This is a genomic window from Microcoleus sp. S1D4, from assembly GCF_036700765.1.
Taxonomy (GTDB): domain Bacteria; phylum Cyanobacteriota; class Cyanobacteriia; order Cyanobacteriales; family Microcoleaceae; genus Microcoleus.
In genome coordinates this window covers 1-18,789 of record NZ_JAUBPP010000023.1, presented here as the reverse complement: position 1 = coordinate 18,789, position 18,789 = coordinate 1, and the positions used below count along the sequence as shown (strand labels likewise).

The 18,789-nt window shown below is 44.1% G+C and carries 24 protein-coding genes and 1 pseudogene; 8 read left to right on the top strand and 17 right to left on the bottom strand.

Translation table 11 applies throughout. The features are described from left to right. The first annotated feature begins 949 nt into the window (after positions 1-949). Complete coding sequence (locus tag QT998_RS21305) at positions 950-1,102, top strand: hypothetical protein (protein ID WP_333090935.1); 153 nt, start codon at positions 950-952, stop codon at positions 1,100-1,102. Between the two features lie 30 nt (positions 1,103-1,132). On the opposite strand, the gene QT998_RS21300 is transcribed toward QT998_RS21305, so the two are convergent. Beyond that, positions 1,133-1,411 (bottom strand): hypothetical protein, encoded by a 279-nt coding sequence (locus QT998_RS21300; protein WP_333090937.1) that lies wholly within the window; start codon positions 1,409-1,411, stop codon positions 1,133-1,135. A 542-nt stretch (positions 1,412-1,953) separates the two neighbouring features. Between QT998_RS21300 and lpdA the strand changes: the two genes are divergently transcribed. Beyond that, a complete protein-coding gene (gene lpdA / locus QT998_RS21295) occupies positions 1,954-3,390 on the top strand; it encodes a dihydrolipoyl dehydrogenase (RefSeq protein WP_333117664.1) in 1,437 nt (478 codons plus the stop codon). A 185-nt stretch (positions 3,391-3,575) separates the two neighbouring features. Here the strand turns inward: lpdA and QT998_RS21290 are convergent, their stop codons facing one another. The 9 genes from QT998_RS21290 to QT998_RS21250 form a co-directional block, all read right to left on the bottom strand. Then, positions 3,576-3,965 (bottom strand): HEPN domain-containing protein, encoded by a 390-nt coding sequence (locus tag QT998_RS21290; protein ID WP_333090940.1) that lies wholly within the window; start codon positions 3,963-3,965, stop codon positions 3,576-3,578. Further along, positions 3,962-4,288, bottom strand: coding sequence for a nucleotidyltransferase domain-containing protein (locus tag QT998_RS21285; RefSeq protein WP_333090941.1), 327 nt, complete (start codon positions 4,286-4,288; stop codon positions 3,962-3,964). Before QT998_RS21285 ends, QT998_RS21290 begins: the two co-directional genes overlap by 4 nt. Positions 4,289-4,541: 253 nt before the next feature. After that, positions 4,542-5,888, bottom strand: coding sequence for a DUF2254 domain-containing protein (locus tag QT998_RS21280; protein ID WP_333117663.1), 1,347 nt, complete (start codon positions 5,886-5,888; stop codon positions 4,542-4,544). Then, positions 5,885-6,919 carry a mechanosensitive ion channel family protein gene (locus QT998_RS21275; RefSeq protein WP_333117662.1) on the bottom strand — a complete coding sequence of 345 codons (1,035 nt, stop codon included), beginning with the start codon at positions 6,917-6,919 and terminating at the stop codon, positions 5,885-5,887. The genes QT998_RS21280 and QT998_RS21275 overlap by 4 nt, the downstream gene beginning before the upstream one ends. 226 nt (positions 6,920-7,145) lie before the next feature. Further along, positions 7,146-7,487 carry a helix-turn-helix transcriptional regulator gene (locus QT998_RS21270; protein ID WP_194070083.1) on the bottom strand — a complete coding sequence of 114 codons (342 nt, stop codon included), beginning with the start codon at positions 7,485-7,487 and terminating at the stop codon, positions 7,146-7,148. Between the two features lie 23 nt (positions 7,488-7,510). Further along, complete coding sequence (locus tag QT998_RS21265; RefSeq protein WP_333117660.1) at positions 7,511-7,852, bottom strand: type II toxin-antitoxin system RelE/ParE family toxin; 342 nt, start codon at positions 7,850-7,852, stop codon at positions 7,511-7,513. 51 nt (positions 7,853-7,903) lie between these two features. Beyond that, entirely contained in the window at positions 7,904-8,161 is a 258-nt protein-coding gene (locus QT998_RS21260) for a hypothetical protein (protein ID WP_333117659.1), read from the bottom strand. Between the two features lie 464 nt (positions 8,162-8,625). Beyond that, positions 8,626-9,102: a hypothetical protein gene (locus tag QT998_RS21255; protein ID WP_333117657.1), complete on the bottom strand. Its 477-nt coding sequence runs from the start codon at positions 9,100-9,102 to the stop codon at positions 8,626-8,628. Positions 9,103-9,189: 87 nt separating this feature from the next. Then, positions 9,190-9,693, bottom strand: coding sequence for a hypothetical protein (locus QT998_RS21250; RefSeq protein WP_333117655.1), 504 nt, complete (start codon positions 9,691-9,693; stop codon positions 9,190-9,192). Positions 9,694-9,908: 215 nt separating this feature from the next. Between QT998_RS21250 and QT998_RS21245 the strand changes: the two genes are divergently transcribed. From QT998_RS21245 to QT998_RS21235, 3 genes are all read left to right on the top strand, one after another. Then, positions 9,909-11,339: an NB-ARC domain-containing protein gene (locus tag QT998_RS21245; protein WP_333090947.1), complete on the top strand. Its 1,431-nt coding sequence runs from the start codon at positions 9,909-9,911 to the stop codon at positions 11,337-11,339. Between the two features lie 102 nt (positions 11,340-11,441). Beyond that, positions 11,442-11,741 carry a type II toxin-antitoxin system HigB family toxin gene (locus tag QT998_RS21240; RefSeq protein WP_333090948.1) on the top strand — a complete coding sequence of 100 codons (300 nt, stop codon included), beginning with the start codon at positions 11,442-11,444 and terminating at the stop codon, positions 11,739-11,741. Continuing rightward, positions 11,704-12,129, top strand: coding sequence for a helix-turn-helix domain-containing protein (locus QT998_RS21235; RefSeq protein ID WP_333090949.1), 426 nt, complete (start codon positions 11,704-11,706; stop codon positions 12,127-12,129). The genes QT998_RS21240 and QT998_RS21235 overlap by 38 nt, the downstream gene beginning before the upstream one ends. 84 nt (positions 12,130-12,213) lie before the next feature. Here the strand turns inward: QT998_RS21235 and QT998_RS21230 are convergent, their stop codons facing one another. Next, positions 12,214-12,606 (bottom strand): XisI protein, encoded by a 393-nt coding sequence (locus QT998_RS21230; protein ID WP_106333600.1) that lies wholly within the window; start codon positions 12,604-12,606, stop codon positions 12,214-12,216. Then, positions 12,591-13,010: an element excision factor XisH family protein gene (locus tag QT998_RS21225; RefSeq protein WP_333117652.1), complete on the bottom strand. Its 420-nt coding sequence runs from the start codon at positions 13,008-13,010 to the stop codon at positions 12,591-12,593. Before QT998_RS21225 ends, QT998_RS21230 begins: the two co-directional genes overlap by 16 nt. Before the next feature lie 87 nt (positions 13,011-13,097). On the opposite strand from QT998_RS21225, the gene trpC reads away from it, so the two are divergent. From trpC to QT998_RS21210, 3 genes are all read left to right on the top strand, one after another. Next, on the top strand, positions 13,098-13,997 hold the full coding sequence (trpC, locus tag QT998_RS21220) for an indole-3-glycerol phosphate synthase TrpC (RefSeq protein ID WP_333117650.1): 900 nt from the start codon (positions 13,098-13,100) through the stop codon (positions 13,995-13,997). A gap of 352 nt (positions 13,998-14,349) precedes the next feature. Then, entirely contained in the window at positions 14,350-14,595 is a 246-nt protein-coding gene (locus QT998_RS21215) for a DUF5340 domain-containing protein (protein WP_333117648.1), read from the top strand. 86 nt (positions 14,596-14,681) lie between these two features. Continuing rightward, positions 14,682-15,839, top strand: a complete 1,158-nt coding sequence (locus tag QT998_RS21210; protein WP_194070099.1) for a pyridoxal-phosphate-dependent aminotransferase family protein — start codon at positions 14,682-14,684, stop codon at positions 15,837-15,839. Positions 15,840-15,897: 58 nt separating this feature from the next. On the opposite strand, the gene QT998_RS21205 is transcribed toward QT998_RS21210, so the two are convergent. The 5 genes and pseudogenes from QT998_RS21205 to nblR form a co-directional block, all read right to left on the bottom strand. Beyond that, a complete protein-coding gene (locus QT998_RS21205) occupies positions 15,898-16,110 on the bottom strand; it encodes a DUF2949 domain-containing protein (protein WP_194012183.1) in 213 nt (70 codons plus the stop codon). A 451-nt stretch (positions 16,111-16,561) separates the two neighbouring features. Next, the gene (locus QT998_RS21200) at positions 16,562-16,705 is read right to left on the bottom strand and encodes a hypothetical protein (RefSeq protein ID WP_333090957.1); all 144 of its coding nucleotides are present in this window, start codon (positions 16,703-16,705) and stop codon (positions 16,562-16,564) included. A 3-nt stretch (positions 16,706-16,708) separates the two neighbouring features. After that, positions 16,709-16,846: pseudogene (locus QT998_RS21195) on the bottom strand (RNA-guided endonuclease TnpB family protein); the annotation flags it as partial. A 405-nt stretch (positions 16,847-17,251) separates the two neighbouring features. Next, a complete protein-coding gene (locus QT998_RS21190; RefSeq protein ID WP_333090958.1) occupies positions 17,252-17,767 on the bottom strand; it encodes a DUF192 domain-containing protein in 516 nt (171 codons plus the stop codon). A 110-nt stretch (positions 17,768-17,877) separates the two neighbouring features. Continuing rightward, positions 17,878-18,573: a response regulator transcription factor NblR gene (nblR, locus tag QT998_RS21185; protein ID WP_194012185.1), complete on the bottom strand. Its 696-nt coding sequence runs from the start codon at positions 18,571-18,573 to the stop codon at positions 17,878-17,880. Positions 18,574-18,789 lie beyond the last annotated feature (216 nt).

Here is an 18,789-nt window from a genome sequence, read left to right as displayed (position 1 = left end):
CCAAGCTTGTACAGACGCGCTTTCAACCGCTTTTGTCTACTTAATCCAAGCGTATTGATATGTGAAGGTGCAGTTGCACGCTAGCAGGGCTGTTTTTCTTGCACCCTAAAGCTTTGAGCCGTTGCAGAGTAGAGGGATGAATTAAGCAGGTAATATCGTTTCCGGCTGCATCGTCAGGTGATAAATTAGAGGGCAATTCATGAATGATTTTTACAAGTCACCACCTATCTCGGTGCAATTTTCAGTTGTTCGATTCACCGTCAACAGTCAACAGTCAACAGTCAACAGTCAACAGTCAACAGTCAACAGTCAACAGTCAACATCATGAGGAGTGCAACCGGAATTGATATAAACGAACAGCCCAGAATTTGAGATAGTGAAGTAACAATCGAATAGAGTGCTTCTACATTTCCTCAGATTTGGAATAATATCGTTTACGGTCGATTGACAACAATAAGATTCGATCGCGCTTGCGGGCTTCAGTATCCGCACTACGAACCGTTTTTGTGATGATAATCGACAGGAAATGATTTAAGAGGCGTTGCTGAATTCTTACTTTCCTAATCGCATAATTTATCTTCCAGTAAGTTTTAAAAAATCAAAAATCAAAGCGATTCTCCGTTATCCAGAAGTGGAGATTTTAAATTTTATTAATTAAGCGATTGAGCTATTAATGCTAGTATATCGCGGTCGCCAAACTAACAATAGTAAAATTCGTTTGTAGTGCGGACTTGCATACGCTTTCATGTTGCGGACGCTGACTGACGCACGAGATCGAACTATTTTTGTGATAGTAATCGACAGGACATGATATTACTGATAAAAATGCTTTGAAATAATTTCACTATCTGTGTCTGTTTTTATAACCAGTTAGATAGTTGAATGTGTTGTAGGACATTCGATCGCTAATAGCTGTCAGCTACTAATTCACTATCTCAAACAATAAATTATGTCAGTCGCTCCACATTCACCGCACTCGATCGCCTATCCCAACAATTTACAGACAAAGACTAACCGCAGTATAACCGCTGGCCCGATCGCACTCGGCACGGCAAAATCCAACCGGGGCGATCGCCCGCCAGCTTCTATCATCCGTCATTGATCGGATGTGATTGCTTAAAAATTTTGAGCGCTATTGATTAGATTCCGGGCGTTTCTGGCGTTTTTGCTGCACAAACTGTTCCAAATCCGCGATCGCATCTTCAAAATCAGACAAATTAATTTTCGCAGATTTAGCCTTCTTCGGCGGACTCGAAGGCTGAGGAGCAGACTTAGTTTGAGGCTGCGGAGACTGAGGCTGCGCCGCTTCTGTGTTGGCAGTTTCTATATAATCGAACAATTCATCCAAGGACTGAAAAAAAGATTGAGCCGAGGCCCGGCGTGAATCTTTGCGATCGTCGTCATCCATCATAAGCTACTCCATAGACTCTAAAACTTGCCGAGAAACTCCGCCCCCCGGCGCGTACAGATATTGGACATCAAAACCCCAATCAGCTAAAACCTTGATCGGCAGGGCTTTTCGTCGAGTCTCGATCTCCCTGGCATCCCCCAGTCAAAGGGGAGTAGGGGTTGGTGCAACACCGCTTCCGGTTCCCGTGCATCGTTGCGGGGGTGTGGGGCGATGGGGGCTGTAACATCAAACACTAAACCGGTACTGCATTTGACTTGGTTGTAGGCACCAATCGGCACTGTCACCCCTCAAACTGTATCTAGTTTTACCCGCCCTGTCAGTGATTTGAAACTTGGCACACGCGGAGATCGAAACCATTGACCCTAAAAAAATCTCAGTTACTGTCTAATTAACCCTAGTCTAGTCGAGAATAAGGACACAGGACTTATGCAACTATTACCGCTGTTCAAAGGTTGCGATCGCAACCTACAAGCTTAAAATGACGGACAGAGGGTGTTTTTTGCTTGAGTCCTAAGATTTCAAAGGCATTAGGAGATTTTAAGGTGACTCAGGGATTTGATTACGATTTAGCAATTATCGGCGCTGGCGTGGGCGGACACGGCGCGGCCATACACGCGGTTAGCTGCGGGCTGAAAGTGGCAATTATCGAAGCGGGCGATATGGGCGGAACTTGCGTCAATCGCGGCTGCATTCCCTCCAAGGCGCTGTTGGCGGCTTCCGGGCGGGTGCGGGATTTGCGAAATGCCCACCACCTCAAGATGTTGGGTATTCAGTTGGGAAACGTGGATTTCGATCGCGGGGCGATCGCCAATCACGCTAACACTATTGTTAGCAAACTTCGCGGCGACTTAATCAACAGCCTCAAACGCTTGAATGTCGATATCATCCAAGGTTGGGGCAAAATTGCCGCCGCTCAAAAAATTACCGTCGAAACAGATAAAGGCGAGAAAACGATTACCGCCAAGGATATTATTCTCGCTCCCGGTTCGATTCCTTTCGTTCCCCCAGGGATAGAAATTGACGGCAAAACTGTATTTACCAGCGATGATGCTGTCAGATTGGAATCATTACCAAAGTGGATCGCAATTATTGGTAGCGGTTACATCGGTTTAGAGTTTTCGGATATTTACACAGCATTAGGCTGCGAAATTACGATGATTGAAGCTCTAGATCAATTGATGCCGACTTTTGACCCAGATATTGCTAAATTGGCCGAACGAGTGTTAATTACACCCCGCGATATTGAAACAAAAGTGGGATTGTTGGCTAAGAAGATTATTCCCGGTTCCCCGGTAATTATTGAATTAGCTGATTTCAAAACGAAGGAAGTTGTCGACGTTTTGGAAGTTGACGCTTGTTTGGTAGCAACGGGGCGAGTTCCGGTGAGCAAGAATTTGGGGTTAGAAACTCTTGGCGTGGAAACGATGCGCGGTTATATCCCCGTTAACGATAAGATGCAGGTTTTGGCGGCGGGAGAACCGATCGCGAATTTGTGGGCGATCGGCGATGTTAATGGCAAAATGATGTTAGCGCACGCTGCATCGGCCCAGGGAATTGCGGCTGTGGAAAATATTTGCGGGCGCGCCAGGGAAGTTGACTATTTGAGCATCCCGGCGGCGGCGTTTACTCACCCGGAAATTAGCTATGTGGGAATGACTGAACCTGCGGCGAAAGAGTTAGGAAAAGCTGAAGGGTTTGAGGTCGCTTCTGTCAAGAGTTATTTTAAGGGAAATTCTAAGGCTATTGCGGAGGGTGAAACCGACGGTATGGCTAAGGTGATTTACCGGAAAGATACTGGGGAATTGTTGGGAGTTCACATTTTTGGTTTGCACGCTTCGGATTTGATTCAGGAGGCCGCAAATGCGATCGCCCAGCGCGATTCTGTCAACACTTTAGCGTTCCGAGTTCACACGCACCCGACGCTTTCGGAAGTGCTGGATGAGGCTTTCAAGCGGGCGGCTGGAGCGGGTAGTCATTAATCTGTAGGGGCGGTGTTCTTGTTTGACAGGACTTATGCACTGCGCCAAAGAAACCGGGTTTTTTACCTGAGCTGCGGGTTAGAACGAAAGATTTTCGTAAAAAACCCGGTTTCTGGCCCCGCGCGTCCAGGACTATTTTTAGATACCCGATTTTTTCAAGAAGTCGGGTATCTGGATATCTTATTTTATGGCGGCGGTAGAGTGCCGATCGCATTTTGGGCTAATTCGAGAAATTGCTCACCACAGTTAATTTGCTCCGCAGCTTGTTCGACAGTTACAGTATCAAGTCCCCCGTAATCCCCACTATTTCGCAAATCTTGAGCATCGATTAAGAATCTGTGAAACTCAACAGGAACTCTTCCTGTACGGGCAAATTCTCGGCCAAAAGCTCCAATGACTGCGGCATGACTCGAAAATGACATTCCTTCGCCATCTAAAAATGCCTCAGCAATATAAAACATGGCATAATAAGCGCGGGATGCTGCATAATCTGGGAAACCATTATTGAGTAATAGCCTTGCCGCCGATAAACTTTGACGAGCTTTCAGAAGTAAGTCTAATTGTTCGGGTTTCATAAAGCTATTCCCTCTTTACGAATATTCCTCAATAAAGGCCCGTTGTAGTGTGTAAATCGCTGTTCGTCCATAAACAGACAGCTAATTACTTCATCATTTTGGAGCGACAAATCGGCTCTAATGTGGCTGGTTCTTTTAATTTCTTCGCCGGGATTGACTTGCCCTTTAAGAACTACTAACACATCTATATCTGAGTCTGGATGTGCATCGCCTCGCGCTTGGGAACCGTAAAGTACCATTGTGACAAGGCGGCTGTCGTAGATTTTCTCGAAGTGCGATCGTAATTCTATCAATATGTTCTTAAGTTTCTCGTTAACGATCATATTTGTTGTCAACTGTCGGACATTTAAATTGTATGTTCAGGGCGTTGCTCAAAGCCCACCCCACAAGACGGGGAATTGTTATTTGACATAGAATTTATATATAGCGGTTCGATCGCGTTGTGAGGTATGCCCTATGCCCTATGCCCTATCCCCTATGCCCTATGCCCGAAATTACCTCATATGAGAGCTCGAAATGCTATACACAACAGCTTAACTAATTCAGTAGTGGAAATATTGAAACTTCCGGTAGTCCTCAATCCTGGTCTATAGCTTTCAATGCTGCTAAATATCGCTCTTGAATGTCTTTGCGATCTAATTCATCGAAATTTGCCTGCTGGCTGGCGCGTTCAGTCTGATCGGCGTGTCGCCTGAGTGCTTTTCGGTGTGTGGTTCGATCGGTGAAACGGGCCACAACCGCGATCGCCTCTAGCAACCGCATCGTGACAGCTACATTCGATTTTCCATTCTGTCGAATTTGGTTAAAGGCTGCATCGATCACGTCAGTAAAGGCGATGGGTTCTGCAATCATCCGAAGCTGGTTGCTGTCGTCGTAGCGGTAGGGAGAGGGAATTTCTCTTTGGGTTAAACGACAAAGAGCCGCACTCAGTTGGTCAATACAGCGGATAGCCGTAAATGGATCGTTGATTCCTGGGGAAAGAGCGCGTACTGCAATCTCAACGAGTTGGTCGATCGAAAACTCTACATCCTGCCGCTCCGTGCGCTGCGATCCAATCAGAAAAGCACCGTTAATCTTGGATGTAAGTTCCTCGTTTACCTGTTTTCCAGGAAAGACTTGTACAAGTTCACTTCCTTCGACAGTAAAGCGACCGGGACGCTGTTGAATTTGTAACAGCAGGTTATGCTCGCTAGCAATTTGCATTAGTTGGTCATTATTAATGGCTTGAATGTAGCCACCATTCTTTGTTGAAACTGGACGGGCATCTTGCTCAAAATTAGCTGGAAGATCGGCGGAAATGTCCGATGGATTGTCTTGCTGCTTGTTGTTAGCTTTACTGGTTCCCATACTTTCTGGAAACAGTCGATCGATCGCATTATCAAGTTCCTCACCAACTAATTTAATCACATGATCGACCTGAATTGATAAGGCAGAATGATGAATGAAATAAATCAATACGCCAATGCTGGCGATCGCCAAACCAATGCCACAAGTTACTGCTAGGTGGGGGACAAACTCATGTTCATCTAACCCGTTGATCGTTCGCAGCACCATCAAGCTATATACAAATGTGGAAATGAACGTTCCCAGCACAATTTGGTTGCCCTTATCTTGCATAAAGTTACGCAGCAAGCGAGGGCCAAACTGCGAAGATGCAAGTTGAAGGGCAACGATTGTAATTGAAAAAGCTGTGGTAGCAACGCTCATCATTGAACTGGCGATCGCCGAAAGAATCGCGCGCGAGCCGCTCGGGCCTAGAGTATAGGCCCAACCCAATTCTCCAATCAGCTTGGTTTTTTGATTTTGGTCAATCCCAATGGTGACAAACGAAAGTGCGATCGCCAAAAAAACCATGACGCTGGGAACAAACCAGAAACTCGAATTCAAGGACTCCCACAAGTTGCTCAATTTCGTATTTTTCACCGATCTTTCCCCTCAGTATGTTTGTTGTTGGAAATTACTTTGCCATCCTCAGATTTAGTGCGTTGAAACTCTGTTGCGGCCAGTTGTCTGAGGGCGCGGCTGATACTGCGCGATTTGGGAACTTCAGCTTGTCCGGCGGGCCAGCCTTCGCGCTGACGTTTGCGATCGCCATCTGTGTCTTCTGTCTGATCGTGGAACAAAATCTGCTGAGTTGGGAAGGGCAGATCGATCCCATTTGCTACTAGCTTGTTTTTAATGTTAGTTAATACGCGGTCTTGAAAATCTAAGAGTTCGGCACGGCGAGGTGGCTGCACCCACCAGCGGGCCCGAATGTTAACACTGCTACCAGCTAATTCTACGACGATCGCATCGGGAGCCGGATCTTTCAGCACTCCATCTACTTCATGAATTGCCTCTAAAATTAATTGTTTTGCAGTATCAATATCATCGCTATAGCCAATGCCGATGTCATACTGCAAACGGCGATTTTCAAAGGCTGTGTTCACGATTACAGAGTTAGTAAATAGTTCCGAGTTGGGAATTACAATCCGTCTACCATCATAGGTTTTTATTATCGTCGCCCGCGTTTGAATATTTTCTACAGTTCCCTCAAAGTCTTTGAATACAATTTGATCATCAATGTGGAAAGGTTCAGTCAGCAGGATCAAAACACCCGCCAGAAAATTTTGCAGGATATCGCGAAACGCAAACCCGATCGCCACACCACTAATTCCCAATAGCTGAATAAGATCGCTGGCTTTGATGGAGGGAATGACAACCGACAGAGCAATAAACAATCCTGTAAGAACGGTTGCTCCTTGTGCTAATCGTCCCAGCACTAATCCTAAATTGCGAGCTTGACGGTGAGCGCTGGTTAGTTTTCTGACCGTTCGTTTCAGGGTTTGGCCAATAAAACAGAAAATTGCGAAAACAATCAGTGCCAGTACAATATTTGGTAATAAAATCAGGAAATCATTGGCCATTGCCTGGACTTTACTCCAAACATCGGTGATTTTTTCTGTTGTATTCACAAGAGTTTTAGTCAATAGGTCAAGTCAGATTCTATGCCTAAGCGATGGAATCGGCATCTACCAAAGGTTAGGAATTTGCCGAAGTGGAGCGCCCTGAATGCCTGCTATCTTGGTTGGGGCGCTGGTAGATGGGCGGCGGTTAAGGTTTAAGTTAAAGTGCAATTCCCGACGGGATAGCTACCCTAGGGGAACGCGAAAGCGAACGCTGGTGCGTACTTTTAGTAATTCAGTTAAGATGAGATATTTGTGAGGAACCGCTGTTAAGAATCACGTCAGCTATGTCTTGGCGTGTAGCACCAAAGGTAAGCAAGGTGCGAATCAGGAGATCGAGGGAAGCGGAAGGATCGCCAGCTTCTATTTTAGCAACTCTTGATTGGCTGGACTTAATTCTTTGAGCAAGTTCGTGCTGCGTCATCTGTTGGTTAATCCGGTTTTGTTTGATGGCTTTACTCAGTGCAAGTTTCATTTCTATGAAGGCTGTTTCTTCTGCTGAAAGTCCTAGAAATTCCTCTGCTGTTCCGATAGTCCATCCCGCTGCTTGTAGGCGTTGGCGTTTAGCTGTGTCCATAAAAATACCTTCCTGATATCAATTCAAATTTGGTCGTATTGTTTCAACCGTTTTTTACATTTTTCAATGATAAAATCCGGTGTTTTGTTCGTGGTTTTGTTAAAGACATCGAGTATAATGATAGCATCTACGTCTATTCGATAAATGATGCGCCAATCCTTGCTTGTCCCTGAATCGGCTAGACGGATCTCGTGACAATGAGCTCCGATGCTTGGCATAGGGCGAGAGAAAGGCATGGATAGGCTTTCGCCATCCTGTAGCTTTCGCAGGAAAAATCCGGCTTGAATACGCGCCTCAGTAGAAAAAGGCGGTGTTTTTACTTCCCGACTAAGCCAGACAAGGGGTTTGCTTTCCGAATCTACCATCTATATTTTAGGTTTTTTTAGATTATATGTCAAATCAGACATATTAGCAAACTAGCTTGTCTGCTGCAAATCCGGCTGACTTTTGGCAACAACAAAAGGAGATTCGACATCAATTAGCCAGTTTTCATCAATAACTGTCTGATTCGTATCTAAAATCAGAGTTAGTTCGCCAATTTCCTCATCGTCATCATCGCTAACTAGGTTGTTTTCGCTAGCAGATAAATCTGCTTTGAGTAAAAATTTAAGCTTAATCCAGTCAGAAGTCGGATGATTGTTGATAATGTTTGTGCCGATCGGGCGATCGATCAATTCAGCATAGATTGGATGAATAAAAGCTATTTATTCATAGAACTTATTATTGCTATCCCAGTAACCTCTTATTTTGTAATTACAGGATTCTAAATGTTGGGTGACGAGGTGATTTATATGAATAGGTTCTAAGATTTTAGCAATTTCATCCCAAATTTTGTGATTTGTCAAAGTTACTGCATTCAATAGATTCCATTGGGTTGTGTGCGATCGCGATTCTTTGATTATACCAAAAACCGATCTCCAATTTTTTTCTACTGAGTATAGCTTGTCTGATGAATGGTTGTCAAAGCGGTAAAAATCTCCTATGGTGTTGGAGAAACAGAATTAGTGATACTCGAAAAAAGAGCGATCGCACTTCAATCATATAAGGGCGATCGCTTTTTCAGCAGCTAAGTTAATTATCAGAAATACCAGAACAACATAGCCTATGCTTAGCATTCTCAGGTCGTGGATTTAAAAGACTACTGGGGTTTAGCTGCTTCAACTATAGCCTGAACCATCTTAATTGCCTCTGTGATAGGTATTTGACCACTTTCGACAGCCCTCATTAAATCCTGAGCCCTTTGAGGGGTAATTAGATTAAGCCTAACTGGTTCTTTCAAGGAAACCATAAATTTTGTCTTGTCACTCTCTCCAACCTTAGATGCTCTTTCTTCTTTTTCAACCTCTTTTAGCTGTTCTTTTAACTGGTCGAGCATTGCTTTTTTTTTCCCTTCGTTGAAATTGCCATCGATGATCCTCTTTGCTCCAACGAGAGCTGCTGCACCTAATGCTGCACCGCCAACAACCAATCCTACTGGGGGTGCAACCGCTATTAGCCCAAAAAATATGGCTTGACCGCCGAAAGCCGCAACAGCAGCACCAGCAGCACCAGCACCTACCACACCAACCCCAACATCAGCTAAAATTCCGAGTTTATCATCTGGATTTTTTTCCAATTGCTCGATCGCTTTAAGGATTTGCTCCTTAGTTAGGGTTTTATTTGCTGACATATTAAGCCTCGTGATTGTTTCAAATTTTCTTATTTAAGCAGTGATAACGTTGCGAAAAACTTCAGTGAAAACATCAATCAGTAGTTGAAAAAATAATCGGGCGATTTGAATAAACTCTTGTGTTACTCCAACTATGCCATCTACTTGACGGTAGCCTTGATCTAGTCTATGTCCAGCGATCGCACCAACAGTTATACCTAGCACTGCGGCCAATGGCGCTAACACTGGGCCGATAACTGGTACTGAACGTACCAATAGTCCCACAGCAACTCCTAGAGCAATGCCCGTAGCTAAATTAGGATGTGCTTTGACAAACTCGATAATTTTGAGCAGAATAATTTTCCCTACAGCAAACACTTTGTTACCAGATTTTTTCGTGTAGCTAGCCAACTCGTGCAATCTGATGGTGACTTCGTGGGGCAAGCCGATATCATTTAACCAGACATACAGATCGCTACTACTCATTGAATCGGCATCTACTTGCCAGAGAACCATTTCTAAGTTTGCTTGGGGGAGGGATAATGCTTGTGTAGTCATTTTTTTCCTATGGTAAAGCTATAATAGTGCCTCTTAAATATGATTGTGACTCTAAAATCTCAGTCTTGTCCAGTCGGAAAAAATCGGAAAAAGTAGGCATTTTTATATCATTTGCCATTTACCCACCCCAGAAAAAGCTGGACAAACTCGATCGGGTCGGAAAAAGTCGGATCGAGTAGGATATAATAAGCAAAACCCCAGCATTAACCCGACCTATGGACGTTCAAGAAGTCTTAAAACTTGCCGACGACCTAGTTTTTATCAATACGGGAAAACACTTAGACAATCTGCAAGAAGTGATACTGCGGGGAACTTTACAAGGTCAGAAATACTCAAAAATAGCCGATGAATCTCACTGTAGTGAAGGTCACATTAAAGATATTGCCTCTGCATTATGGAAGCTACTATCAGAAGTATTAGGCGAAGAAGTCAATAAAGGAAATTTTAGAGTCAGATTGGAGCAAGTAAAATTCTCAAATTTCTGGAACTTCAATAAAGATATTGTACAAATTGGTGAAGTCAACTTCTGTGAAAATAATTCACATTCCCCAAAAGTCCCCAACTCACCAATTGATGAAGAACCTCTAAACAAAGGCAACAATGAACCAAAATTGCGTCAATTCTTAGCTGAAATGCCTAAATCTGGCATTTGCTACGATCGCACCACCTCTCTCACCACCCTCAAACAGTGGATTCTCCACGAAAACACCCGCCTACTCGCCATACACGGCATAGTCGGCATTGGCAAAACCGCACTCGCCGCACAACTTGTCCAACAAATCAAACATGAATTTGATTTCGTCATCTGGCGAAGTCTCGCCACATCTCCACCCCTGTCAATACTTCAAACAAATATAATTCAATTATTCTGTAGGGGCGGTGCCCCCGTATCCGCGCCAGAGGATGGGACGATCGCAGGGGGATTGCCCCTACTGGAATACTTGCAAAAATACCGCTGTCTGCTGATACTCGATGACGTACAAATGGTAAATAGCAGCGGACAACTCGCTGGCAATTACCAAATTGGATACGAAGATTACGGCACGCTATTTCGACAAGTAGCAGAATTATCTCATAACAGTTGCTTAGTGTTGCTTAGTTGGGAAACACCCAGAGAAATTGCCGTATTAGAAGGCAAAAACCAACCAGTGCGATCGTTACAACTGAATGGTTTAGGTGGTGAAGCGGGGGAAATCCTCAGAGAAAAAGGTTTAGCGGAACATGAAAAATGGTCAGAACTAATTGAACTATACAGAGGCAATCCCTTGTGGTTAAAAATAGTTGCTACAATGATTCAAGATTTATTTGACGGCAGCCTATCAGAATTTTTATCTGACGAGCCACTATTTTTAGGTGATTTAGAATCTTTACTGCATCAGCCATTTAATCGCTTATCCGAGTCAGAAAAACAGGTAATGTCATGGCTAGCTAGTGAAACCGCGCCAGTTTCCATCTCAAAAGTGCCAGAGAATATGCGATTATCCCGATCGCAATTTTTGAAAGTTATGCAATCCTTGGGACGGCGTTCATTAATTGAAAAAATCCAGAAGGACGATTCCCTACGGGATAGCTACGCTTCACGCACATTTTTTACCCTTGCACCGATACTAAAAGAGTATGTCAAAACGAACTATTCCCCAACATAGAACAAGAAGCCCGATCGCCCTTTTAGTAAAATTGGGGTTTTAGCCGATCGCACTTAAATCTGATAGAATTAGGTATCTGCAAAACATCTGAACGATCGCTAAATGCACGTTATCAGTCGCAAAAAATTAAGAGACTACTGCCAAAATCATGCTGATTCCTGCGAAGCCCTCGATGATTGGTACAAAATTGCTAGTCAAGCCAACTGCAATAAACTTATTGAAGTTCAAACCATTTATCCTCAAGCTGAAGCAGTTGGAAATTTTACAATTTTCAATGTCAAAGGAAATAAATATCGCTTAATTGTAAGTCTTAACTATCAAAAGCAGATTGTTTATATTAAGTACATTTTGACTCATGCAGAATATGACAGAAACAACTGGAAAAATGACCCTTACTTTTGACTCCGACAGGTACAGCAGCTTGCTATCTCAATATCAACCTCGCATTATCAAAAATGAAGATGAAAACGAAATATTTTTAGAAATAGTTGAAAGCTTGCTTTCTCGGAACAATCTAACCCCCGAAGAAGATACCCTCCTAGAACTATTAGTCAAACTAATTGAAGATTTTGAAGAAACGCATTATCAAATAAATGCTTCAACGCCCCACTCAAGACTTCTTCATTTGATGGATGCTAGAAATCTAGAGCCAGCGGATTTAGTAGAAATTATGGACACACTTGAGATAGTAACTCAAATCATTAATAACCAGCTAGAAATTACCAAAAAACAAGCTGAGGCTTTGGGAAAGTTTTTTGATGTCAATCCGAGTTTGTTTATATTTAATTAATTACAATCTTTCATATCTCTGTAGTCAGCGCAGGCGGACTTCGTTTGTTTAGACGCGATTTCAATCGCCGAATAATTTATCGACTTAGGCCGATCGCACAACAGCAGATTCAGCAACAATTCCTTCATCTTTACCACTCAAACCAGTTCCGAATTCAGTATATTGCCGCACTTGAGGATGTCTAAAACCGAGTACAATATCTTCTTTAGGAACACCTGCTGCTAGTAAATCGGTAGCCACTCCTTCTTCCGTATCATCATATTGAATCCAGATTTTATCGCCAATTAAATTGATGTGAATTGGTGTAGCGTGAAGGTACTTGTTCTCATTCCAACCAATATCCAAGACTAAGTAGCCTCCTCGTTCATCATCAAATAAAATTTGAGACTGATAGCCGTCAGGTATAGTATTGCGAAAGTTAGCGTGTTCCCGAAGTATGGTTTTGATGATTTCTTGGTATCTCAATCGGGTATCCATTGAAGTATTGCCTCACTTTTTTTATCAAAAACAAGCAGTTTAACAAGATTATTTTTCAATAATACTTGCCCTAATTCTATGGTAAATACGCTATTAAAAACTTCCTCAGAAATAGCCAGATATAAATTTCTATTTATCTGCATTTCATTAAGCACTTGGCGGTAAAGAACGTACTGTCCCAAAGCTTGTTCCAAATCTTTTACATCCGATCGCCCTACAAAACTCTTGACCTCAACAACAATTTTTTCGGTTCCTTTTTCCGCATTAATTAGACGCTCTGCACCCAAGTCGGCAGATAAACGCTTGCGACCAATTTGCATGGGAAATGGATCGTGAGTAATTGTCCAGCCATCCTTTTGTAGGGCACGCTTAACTGTATTGTGATAAATATCTTTAGCTGACACGCATTAGCACTCTGAGCCTGGAGGATTCACTGCAACCATTATATAATAAGTTGAAACTTGTCGCGATCGCCCTTAATCCCCCCTATCATGCTTCCAATCCGCCGCCGTCCCCCCAGCACCTCAGTCTCCGTACTCTACCTCAGCTACGAAATCGCCGTACCCGACTCCGAACCCCGCCACATCCTCGAAGAAATCGTCTGGCAAAAAGAGGCAGAAGTGGCCCAAAAGCGCGATCGCACCCCGCTAGCCGAACTTCACAAAAGACTCCCCTTTGCGCCCCCCATCCGCGACTTCCTCGGCGCGCTCAAAAACGGTAAAACCACACCCGCCATCATCGCCGAAGTCAAAAAAGCTTCCCCTAGCAAAGGCGTAATTCGTGAAGATTTCGACCCCGTGGCGATCGCCCAAGCATACGAACAAAACGGCGCTAGCTGCATCTCCGTACTCACCGATGAAAAGTTCTTTCAAGGTAGCTTCGACAACCTCGCTAAAATCCGTGCCGCCGTCGAATTGCCACTACTTTGCAAAGAGTTTATTATCTATCCCTACCAAATCTATCTCGCCCGCATTCACGGCGCAGATGCTGTATTGTTAATTGCCAGCATTCTATCTGACAAAGACTTACAATACTTTGTAAAAATTGTCAAGACATTGGGCATGACTGCTTTAATCGAAGTTCACACTCTCGAAGAACTCGATCGAGTATTAACCCTACAAGGTGTCGAATTAATCGGCATCAACAACCGCAACCTAGAAAACTTTTCCGTCAGCCTAGAAACCACCGGTCAACTATTAGCCGATCGCCAAACCGACATCCAAGCAAAAAACATCCTCACCGTCAGCGAGTCAGGAATCCACACAGCAGACGACCTCAACCGAGTGGCCAGCGCCGGAGTCCAAGCCGTCCTCATCGGCGAGTCCCTAGTCAAACAGCCGGATCCGGGCGCTGCTTTAGCTTCCCTAGCCAAGGCTCATCCGCAAACCTAAAAGGCCAGACCGCTTGACAAACACCCCTGAATTCTGATAGAAAATGATTAAGTATGTAAATAATCAGCATTTCTGGCCTGTATCGACTCAATCGCTTAATTTATGAAAAATTAGCATTCGCAGCTATATTTCATAGAAATAGCTGGCAAAAAACCAATTAAATCTATTCGCTCTGGTTAGTCGATCGCAAAATTTAGCGCTGCCAACGCACCCAGCCCCCGAAAATTTGATCGGCAAAGCTGGGGTTTTTGTACGGCTAGCAAACCGATAAAAAATCAGGCATCTAATGTCCACCTGCGATGCCCCATGCAATTGTAATGGGGTGTCTGTTCGCTGAGGTATTTTAGCTTTCATGGAGCCAATTCCCCTGCCTTCGTACATTCATTATGAATTGCTACTTCAATTGTTAGAACGCAAAACAATGTTGGCTGTTAGTCCACAATCGCCGCAGCAGCAACAAGTTCACCAACTTATTATTACACTCCGCAAAGCCCTGGCGATTCAAAAGCAATTAGAACAAAGCTGCGAGCGATCGAACTTAGCGGTAGAATATCGCTGGTCTCTAAATGAAACTAACTCTACGGGAGTTAAAAATTAAAAGTTAAAAAACTTAGAGTGCAGACTTTAAAGTTTCAATTTTTGATTTATTCTATTAACTCCCACAGAAAAAGTTAGGACAGAATTATGGACAACAAATTAATGCTGATGATTCCCGGCCCGACGCCGGTACCTGAAGCGGCATTGTTAGCGATGGCAAAACACCCGATGGGCCACCGCAGCAAGGAATTTGACGCGATTTTTGCAGAATGTACCGAAAACCTCAAATGGCTGCACCAAACCAAAAGTGACGTGCTGAGTTTAACGGTTTCTGGTACCGGCGCGATGGAAGCTGGGATAATTAATTTCTTGAGTGCGGGCGATCGAGTTTTGGTCGGCACCAACGGTAAATTTGGCGAACGCTGGGCCGAAGTCGCAGAAGCCTACGGTTTAAATGTCGAAATCATCAAAGCCGAGTGGGGCCAACAATTAGACCCCGAAAATTTCCGCGAAAAACTGGAAGCTGATACAGAAAAGCAAATCAAAGCTGTCATCATCACCCACTCGGAAACCTCCACGGGCGTTCTCAACGACCTCGAAACCATCAACCGCCACGTCAAAGCCCACGGCGAAGCTTTAATCATGGTCGATGCTGTCACCAGTTTAGGTGCTGCCAACGTACCGATGGACGCTTGGGGAATTGACGTGATTGCTTCTGGTTCTCAGAAAGCTTACATGATTCCCCCAGGTTTAGGTTTTGTGGCTGTTAGTCCGAAAGCTTGGAAAGCTTACAAAACTGCGACGCTGCCCCGCTATTATTTGGATTTGGGCAAATATAGCAAAGACGCTGCCAAAAATACCACTCCTTTTACTCCGCCGGTCAATATGTTTTTTGGACTGCAAGTAACATTGCAGATGATGAAAGCCGAAGGGTTAGAAAACGTTTTCGCGCGGCACAAACGGTTGATGACAACTACTCGCGCTGCTGTAAAAGCTTTAGGTTTGCCGTTGTTCGCGGCTGACGGTGCAGCCAGCCCTGCGATTACTTCGGTGATGCCGCCTGAATCTGTAGATGCTCAAAAAGTGCGGACTTTGATGAGAAAGAGATTTGATATTGCTCTAGCCGATGGACAAGACCATTTGAAAGGTAAAATCTTCCGAATCGGTCATTTGGGCTTTGTGTGCGATCGCGATATTCTAGCAGCTATTTCCGCCTTGGAAGTCGTATTGCAAGAATTGGGCCATGAAGGCTATACTCCTGGTGCCGGCGTTGCCGCTGCTGCGAAACTTTTGGCAGAATCTTAATCTAAGTTATTAAAGGATTTTGGATTTGGGATTTTATTATCTAAAATCTAAAATCCTTTTAATATGCTTGCGCCAACCAATCAAAGATTTTATCCAACTGGTCGAGAGTGACTAAACCGTACTGCCACAGAACCATCGGCAACGAATTCGGGTCTTTGTCGCGCTGCCGCTGTTTGTCGCCACGACGTTCGGCTACGGCTATTGAAGCGGGAGAAATCGCCAAATCTTCTTGTAAAAATCGAATTAATTTAGTGTAAGTAGCGGGTGCCATGTCATTTTGCCTCCAAGTATAGGACACCATTTTCTGATGTGAACCTGATGTTTGTGATTAGTAATAAGCCAGTTTTAAATCTGTCTTTTAACCGTGGCTTAGCTGTTTTAACAGTATTAGCGGTTGTTGAAAATGTGAAACTTAGTGCTGGGTGGGAGTTGAAAGCCAATCTTTCCCAAAAACCAAAAGATTTTGTACTTTTGCGGATAGCCCGAACGCTCAATAGATCGCGATCAAAACCTAAACTGAATACCTCGGCATCTGTGAAGCACGAATCGGAAATAAATTCTGCTACTGAAAACTAATAAACTAGGTTCAGAGTCTAGCTTCATCTGCGAAAATGCAGAATCCGCAAATTTACTGCCGCAATATTGGTCAGATATTTTGCTCTAACCCGAATCTGCTACCTGAGATCAACTTTGCCAATTAATTTAGCGCGTCGCATCTTACTTCAGATAGGTTTAGTAGATTGAGGTCGATCGCCTGAAGTTCCAGAAAATTGCCTTTCGCGATCGAGGTCTTGGAGACCACCACCGTCTCTCAGGATTGATAACGAGTCGCTGACTCGTCTCATAGCTTGTAAAAGTATAGTCATTTATTACATGACACGGGAGGCGTTGAGTCCCTCCCCTTTCGCTCTCACTTCGAGCAGATTAACCCGCCTCGGCTGAACTACGCAGCTCTCTATCCCATTACTAAAAGCATTTGGGATTGCTTTTCTAAAAATATTGTAAGACCTGCGACGCACAATCTACAGCTTCCACAAACAAGCTCAAGTCTAGACTGACTGAGATTGACATCGTAGCAAATCTTTTCCTATTTGTGCTGAATCTTACATTAATAATCTAACAAATTTTGTAAATTTTTGTAAAGTTTATAAATTTTTGCTGGTTATACAAAGCCGAACTCAGCCGGATCTGAACGGAGAGTGATATCAATTCCGGTTGAGCTCATACATGACTGTTGACTGTTGACTGTTGACTGTTGACTGTTGATTGTTGATTGTTGATTGTTGACTGTTGACTGTTGACTGTTGATTGTTGACTGTTGACTGGTCAAAAAACTGAATGGTTGAGTGTTGACTGTTGACTAGATTTGATTATTCCGATGCAACCGGAAACGCTATGACGGGTGATAATTATTACTTGAAAAACTCGATTTCAATCCGATCGCCCACTTTGACACCGAGTTCAGCAGCCCGCCCGCCACGAAGTTCGATCACTCGATCGACAGGAGTATCAGGCCCGTAGGTAGGACAAGGCTCGGCTGTACAGGGAGGCGCCTCGGCTGCGATAGCTGTGACTACTCCATCCTGCAGAAAAATCATATCCAGAGAAATCTGGCAATTTTTCATCCAAAAATTGACCCACCGCGCCGGTTTAAACTCAAACAGCATTCCTCTGTCATCGGCCAGAGAAGTTCTGTACATTAAACCCATAGCCTGTTGTTCCGATGTTTTAGCGACTTCGAGTTCGATCTGGCGATCGGCTATCCGAGCTCTAGCAGAAATAGGCAGCACTTGACCCGATGTTGTCGCCGTCGGAGACTGCGAGGCTAAAATGCCAGTAACACCAGCATCCGCGACAGGTAAAGCCGGCGAACATCCCAGCAAAAATATAATTACCCCAATATTTAGGAAAGTAGCGAAATAACTCATAATGATTTTATATTGTTGACTGTTGACTGTTGACTGCGTTGAGTGATGACAACTGACAACTGACAACTGTCAACTGACAACTGACTAATGACTGATGACTAATGACTGCTTCAAGCTTCACGCATCACGTAGCCAACACCCCGCACCGTCTGAATCAAGCGTTTTTCGCCTTCATCTTCAATCTTGAGCCGCAGATAGCGGATGTAAACTTCTATCACATTCGACTCGCCCAGAAAGTCGTAACCCCAAACATTCTCTAGAATTTGTTCCCGAGTCAAAACCTCGCGGGGATGTTCCATCAAATACTTTAGCAGCTCAAATTCTTTCATCGTCAGGTCGATCGTCCGTCCGTTGCGGAGGGCGCGCCTAGAAGCCAAATCCAAAACTAAATCGCCAAACCTCAACTGTTCGCTGCTGGGGCGTTCCGGCTGCAAATACAAGCGTACCAAGTGCAAAAACTCGTCAGTGCGGTAAGGTTTGAGAAAATAATCGTCCGCCCCTGCTTCCAGACAAGCCACGCGATCGTCAACTGTATCACGACCGATCAATAATAACACCGGTACCCGATTGCCGCTGCTTCGGAGGTGAGAACACAGCGACAGTCCCGACTCAGGGCCGAGTATGCGATCGATTACAATCAAAGCTGGCTGCAATTCACGGGCTAAATGTTGGCCGGCGGCGGTATTTGAAGCTATTACCGGTTCGTAGCCTGAAGATTTTAAGTCGAGACTCAAGTGTCCGGCGAGAACTTCGTCTGTTTCTACTAGCAGGACACGGGGATTGCGATCGAAAGTAATTGCAGCCATTGAATTGACCGGTGAAGACCATAACTGTTGTAGCACGTTTGAGGGCAGTTGGTTGTTGGCAGTTGGTAGTTGGCAGTTGGTAGTTGGTAGTTGGCAGTTGGCAGTTGGCAGTAATTATTAGCTCTTGTTAACAATTAACAACCAATAACCAATAACCAATAACCAATAACCAATAACCAATAACCAATAACCAATAACCAATAACCAATAACCAAT

What these genes read in the sequence shown, in the direction of transcription:
- QT998_RS21305 (WP_333090935.1), top strand. Translation starts at nt 950, where the DNA reads ATGTCAGTCGCTCCACATTCACCGCACTCGATCGCCTATCCCAACAAT.
- QT998_RS21300 (WP_333090937.1), bottom strand. Translation starts at nt 1,411, where the DNA reads ATGATGGATGACGACGATCGCAAAGATTCACGCCGGGCCTCGGCTCAA.
- QT998_RS21290 (WP_333090940.1), bottom strand. Translation starts at nt 3,965, where the DNA reads ATGAAACCCGAACAATTAGACTTACTTCTGAAAGCTCGTCAAAGTTTA.
- QT998_RS21285 (WP_333090941.1), bottom strand. Translation starts at nt 4,288, where the DNA reads ATGATCGTTAACGAGAAACTTAAGAACATATTGATAGAATTACGATCG.
- QT998_RS21270 (WP_194070083.1), bottom strand. Translation starts at nt 7,487, where the DNA reads ATGGACACAGCTAAACGCCAACGCCTACAAGCAGCGGGATGGACTATC.
- QT998_RS21265 (WP_333117660.1), bottom strand. Translation starts at nt 7,852, where the DNA reads ATGGTAGATTCGGAAAGCAAACCCCTTGTCTGGCTTAGTCGGGAAGTA.
- QT998_RS21250 (WP_333117655.1), bottom strand. Translation starts at nt 9,693, where the DNA reads ATGACTACACAAGCATTATCCCTCCCCCAAGCAAACTTAGAAATGGTT.
- QT998_RS21245 (WP_333090947.1), top strand. Translation starts at nt 9,909, where the DNA reads ATGGACGTTCAAGAAGTCTTAAAACTTGCCGACGACCTAGTTTTTATC.
- QT998_RS21240 (WP_333090948.1), top strand. Translation starts at nt 11,442, where the DNA reads ATGCACGTTATCAGTCGCAAAAAATTAAGAGACTACTGCCAAAATCAT.
- QT998_RS21235 (WP_333090949.1), top strand. Translation starts at nt 11,704, where the DNA reads ATGACAGAAACAACTGGAAAAATGACCCTTACTTTTGACTCCGACAGG.
- QT998_RS21230 (WP_106333600.1), bottom strand. Translation starts at nt 12,606, where the DNA reads ATGGATACCCGATTGAGATACCAAGAAATCATCAAAACCATACTTCGG.
- trpC (WP_333117650.1), top strand. Translation starts at nt 13,098, where the DNA reads ATGCTTCCAATCCGCCGCCGTCCCCCCAGCACCTCAGTCTCCGTACTC.
- QT998_RS21215 (WP_333117648.1), top strand. Translation starts at nt 14,350, where the DNA reads ATGGAGCCAATTCCCCTGCCTTCGTACATTCATTATGAATTGCTACTT.
- QT998_RS21210 (WP_194070099.1), top strand. Translation starts at nt 14,682, where the DNA reads ATGGACAACAAATTAATGCTGATGATTCCCGGCCCGACGCCGGTACCT.
- QT998_RS21205 (WP_194012183.1), bottom strand. Translation starts at nt 16,110, where the DNA reads ATGGCACCCGCTACTTACACTAAATTAATTCGATTTTTACAAGAAGAT.
- QT998_RS21200 (WP_333090957.1), bottom strand. Translation starts at nt 16,705, where the DNA reads ATGACTATACTTTTACAAGCTATGAGACGAGTCAGCGACTCGTTATCA.
- QT998_RS21190 (WP_333090958.1), bottom strand. Translation starts at nt 17,767, where the DNA reads ATGAGTTATTTCGCTACTTTCCTAAATATTGGGGTAATTATATTTTTG.
- nblR (WP_194012185.1), bottom strand. Translation starts at nt 18,573, where the DNA reads ATGGCTGCAATTACTTTCGATCGCAATCCCCGTGTCCTGCTAGTAGAA.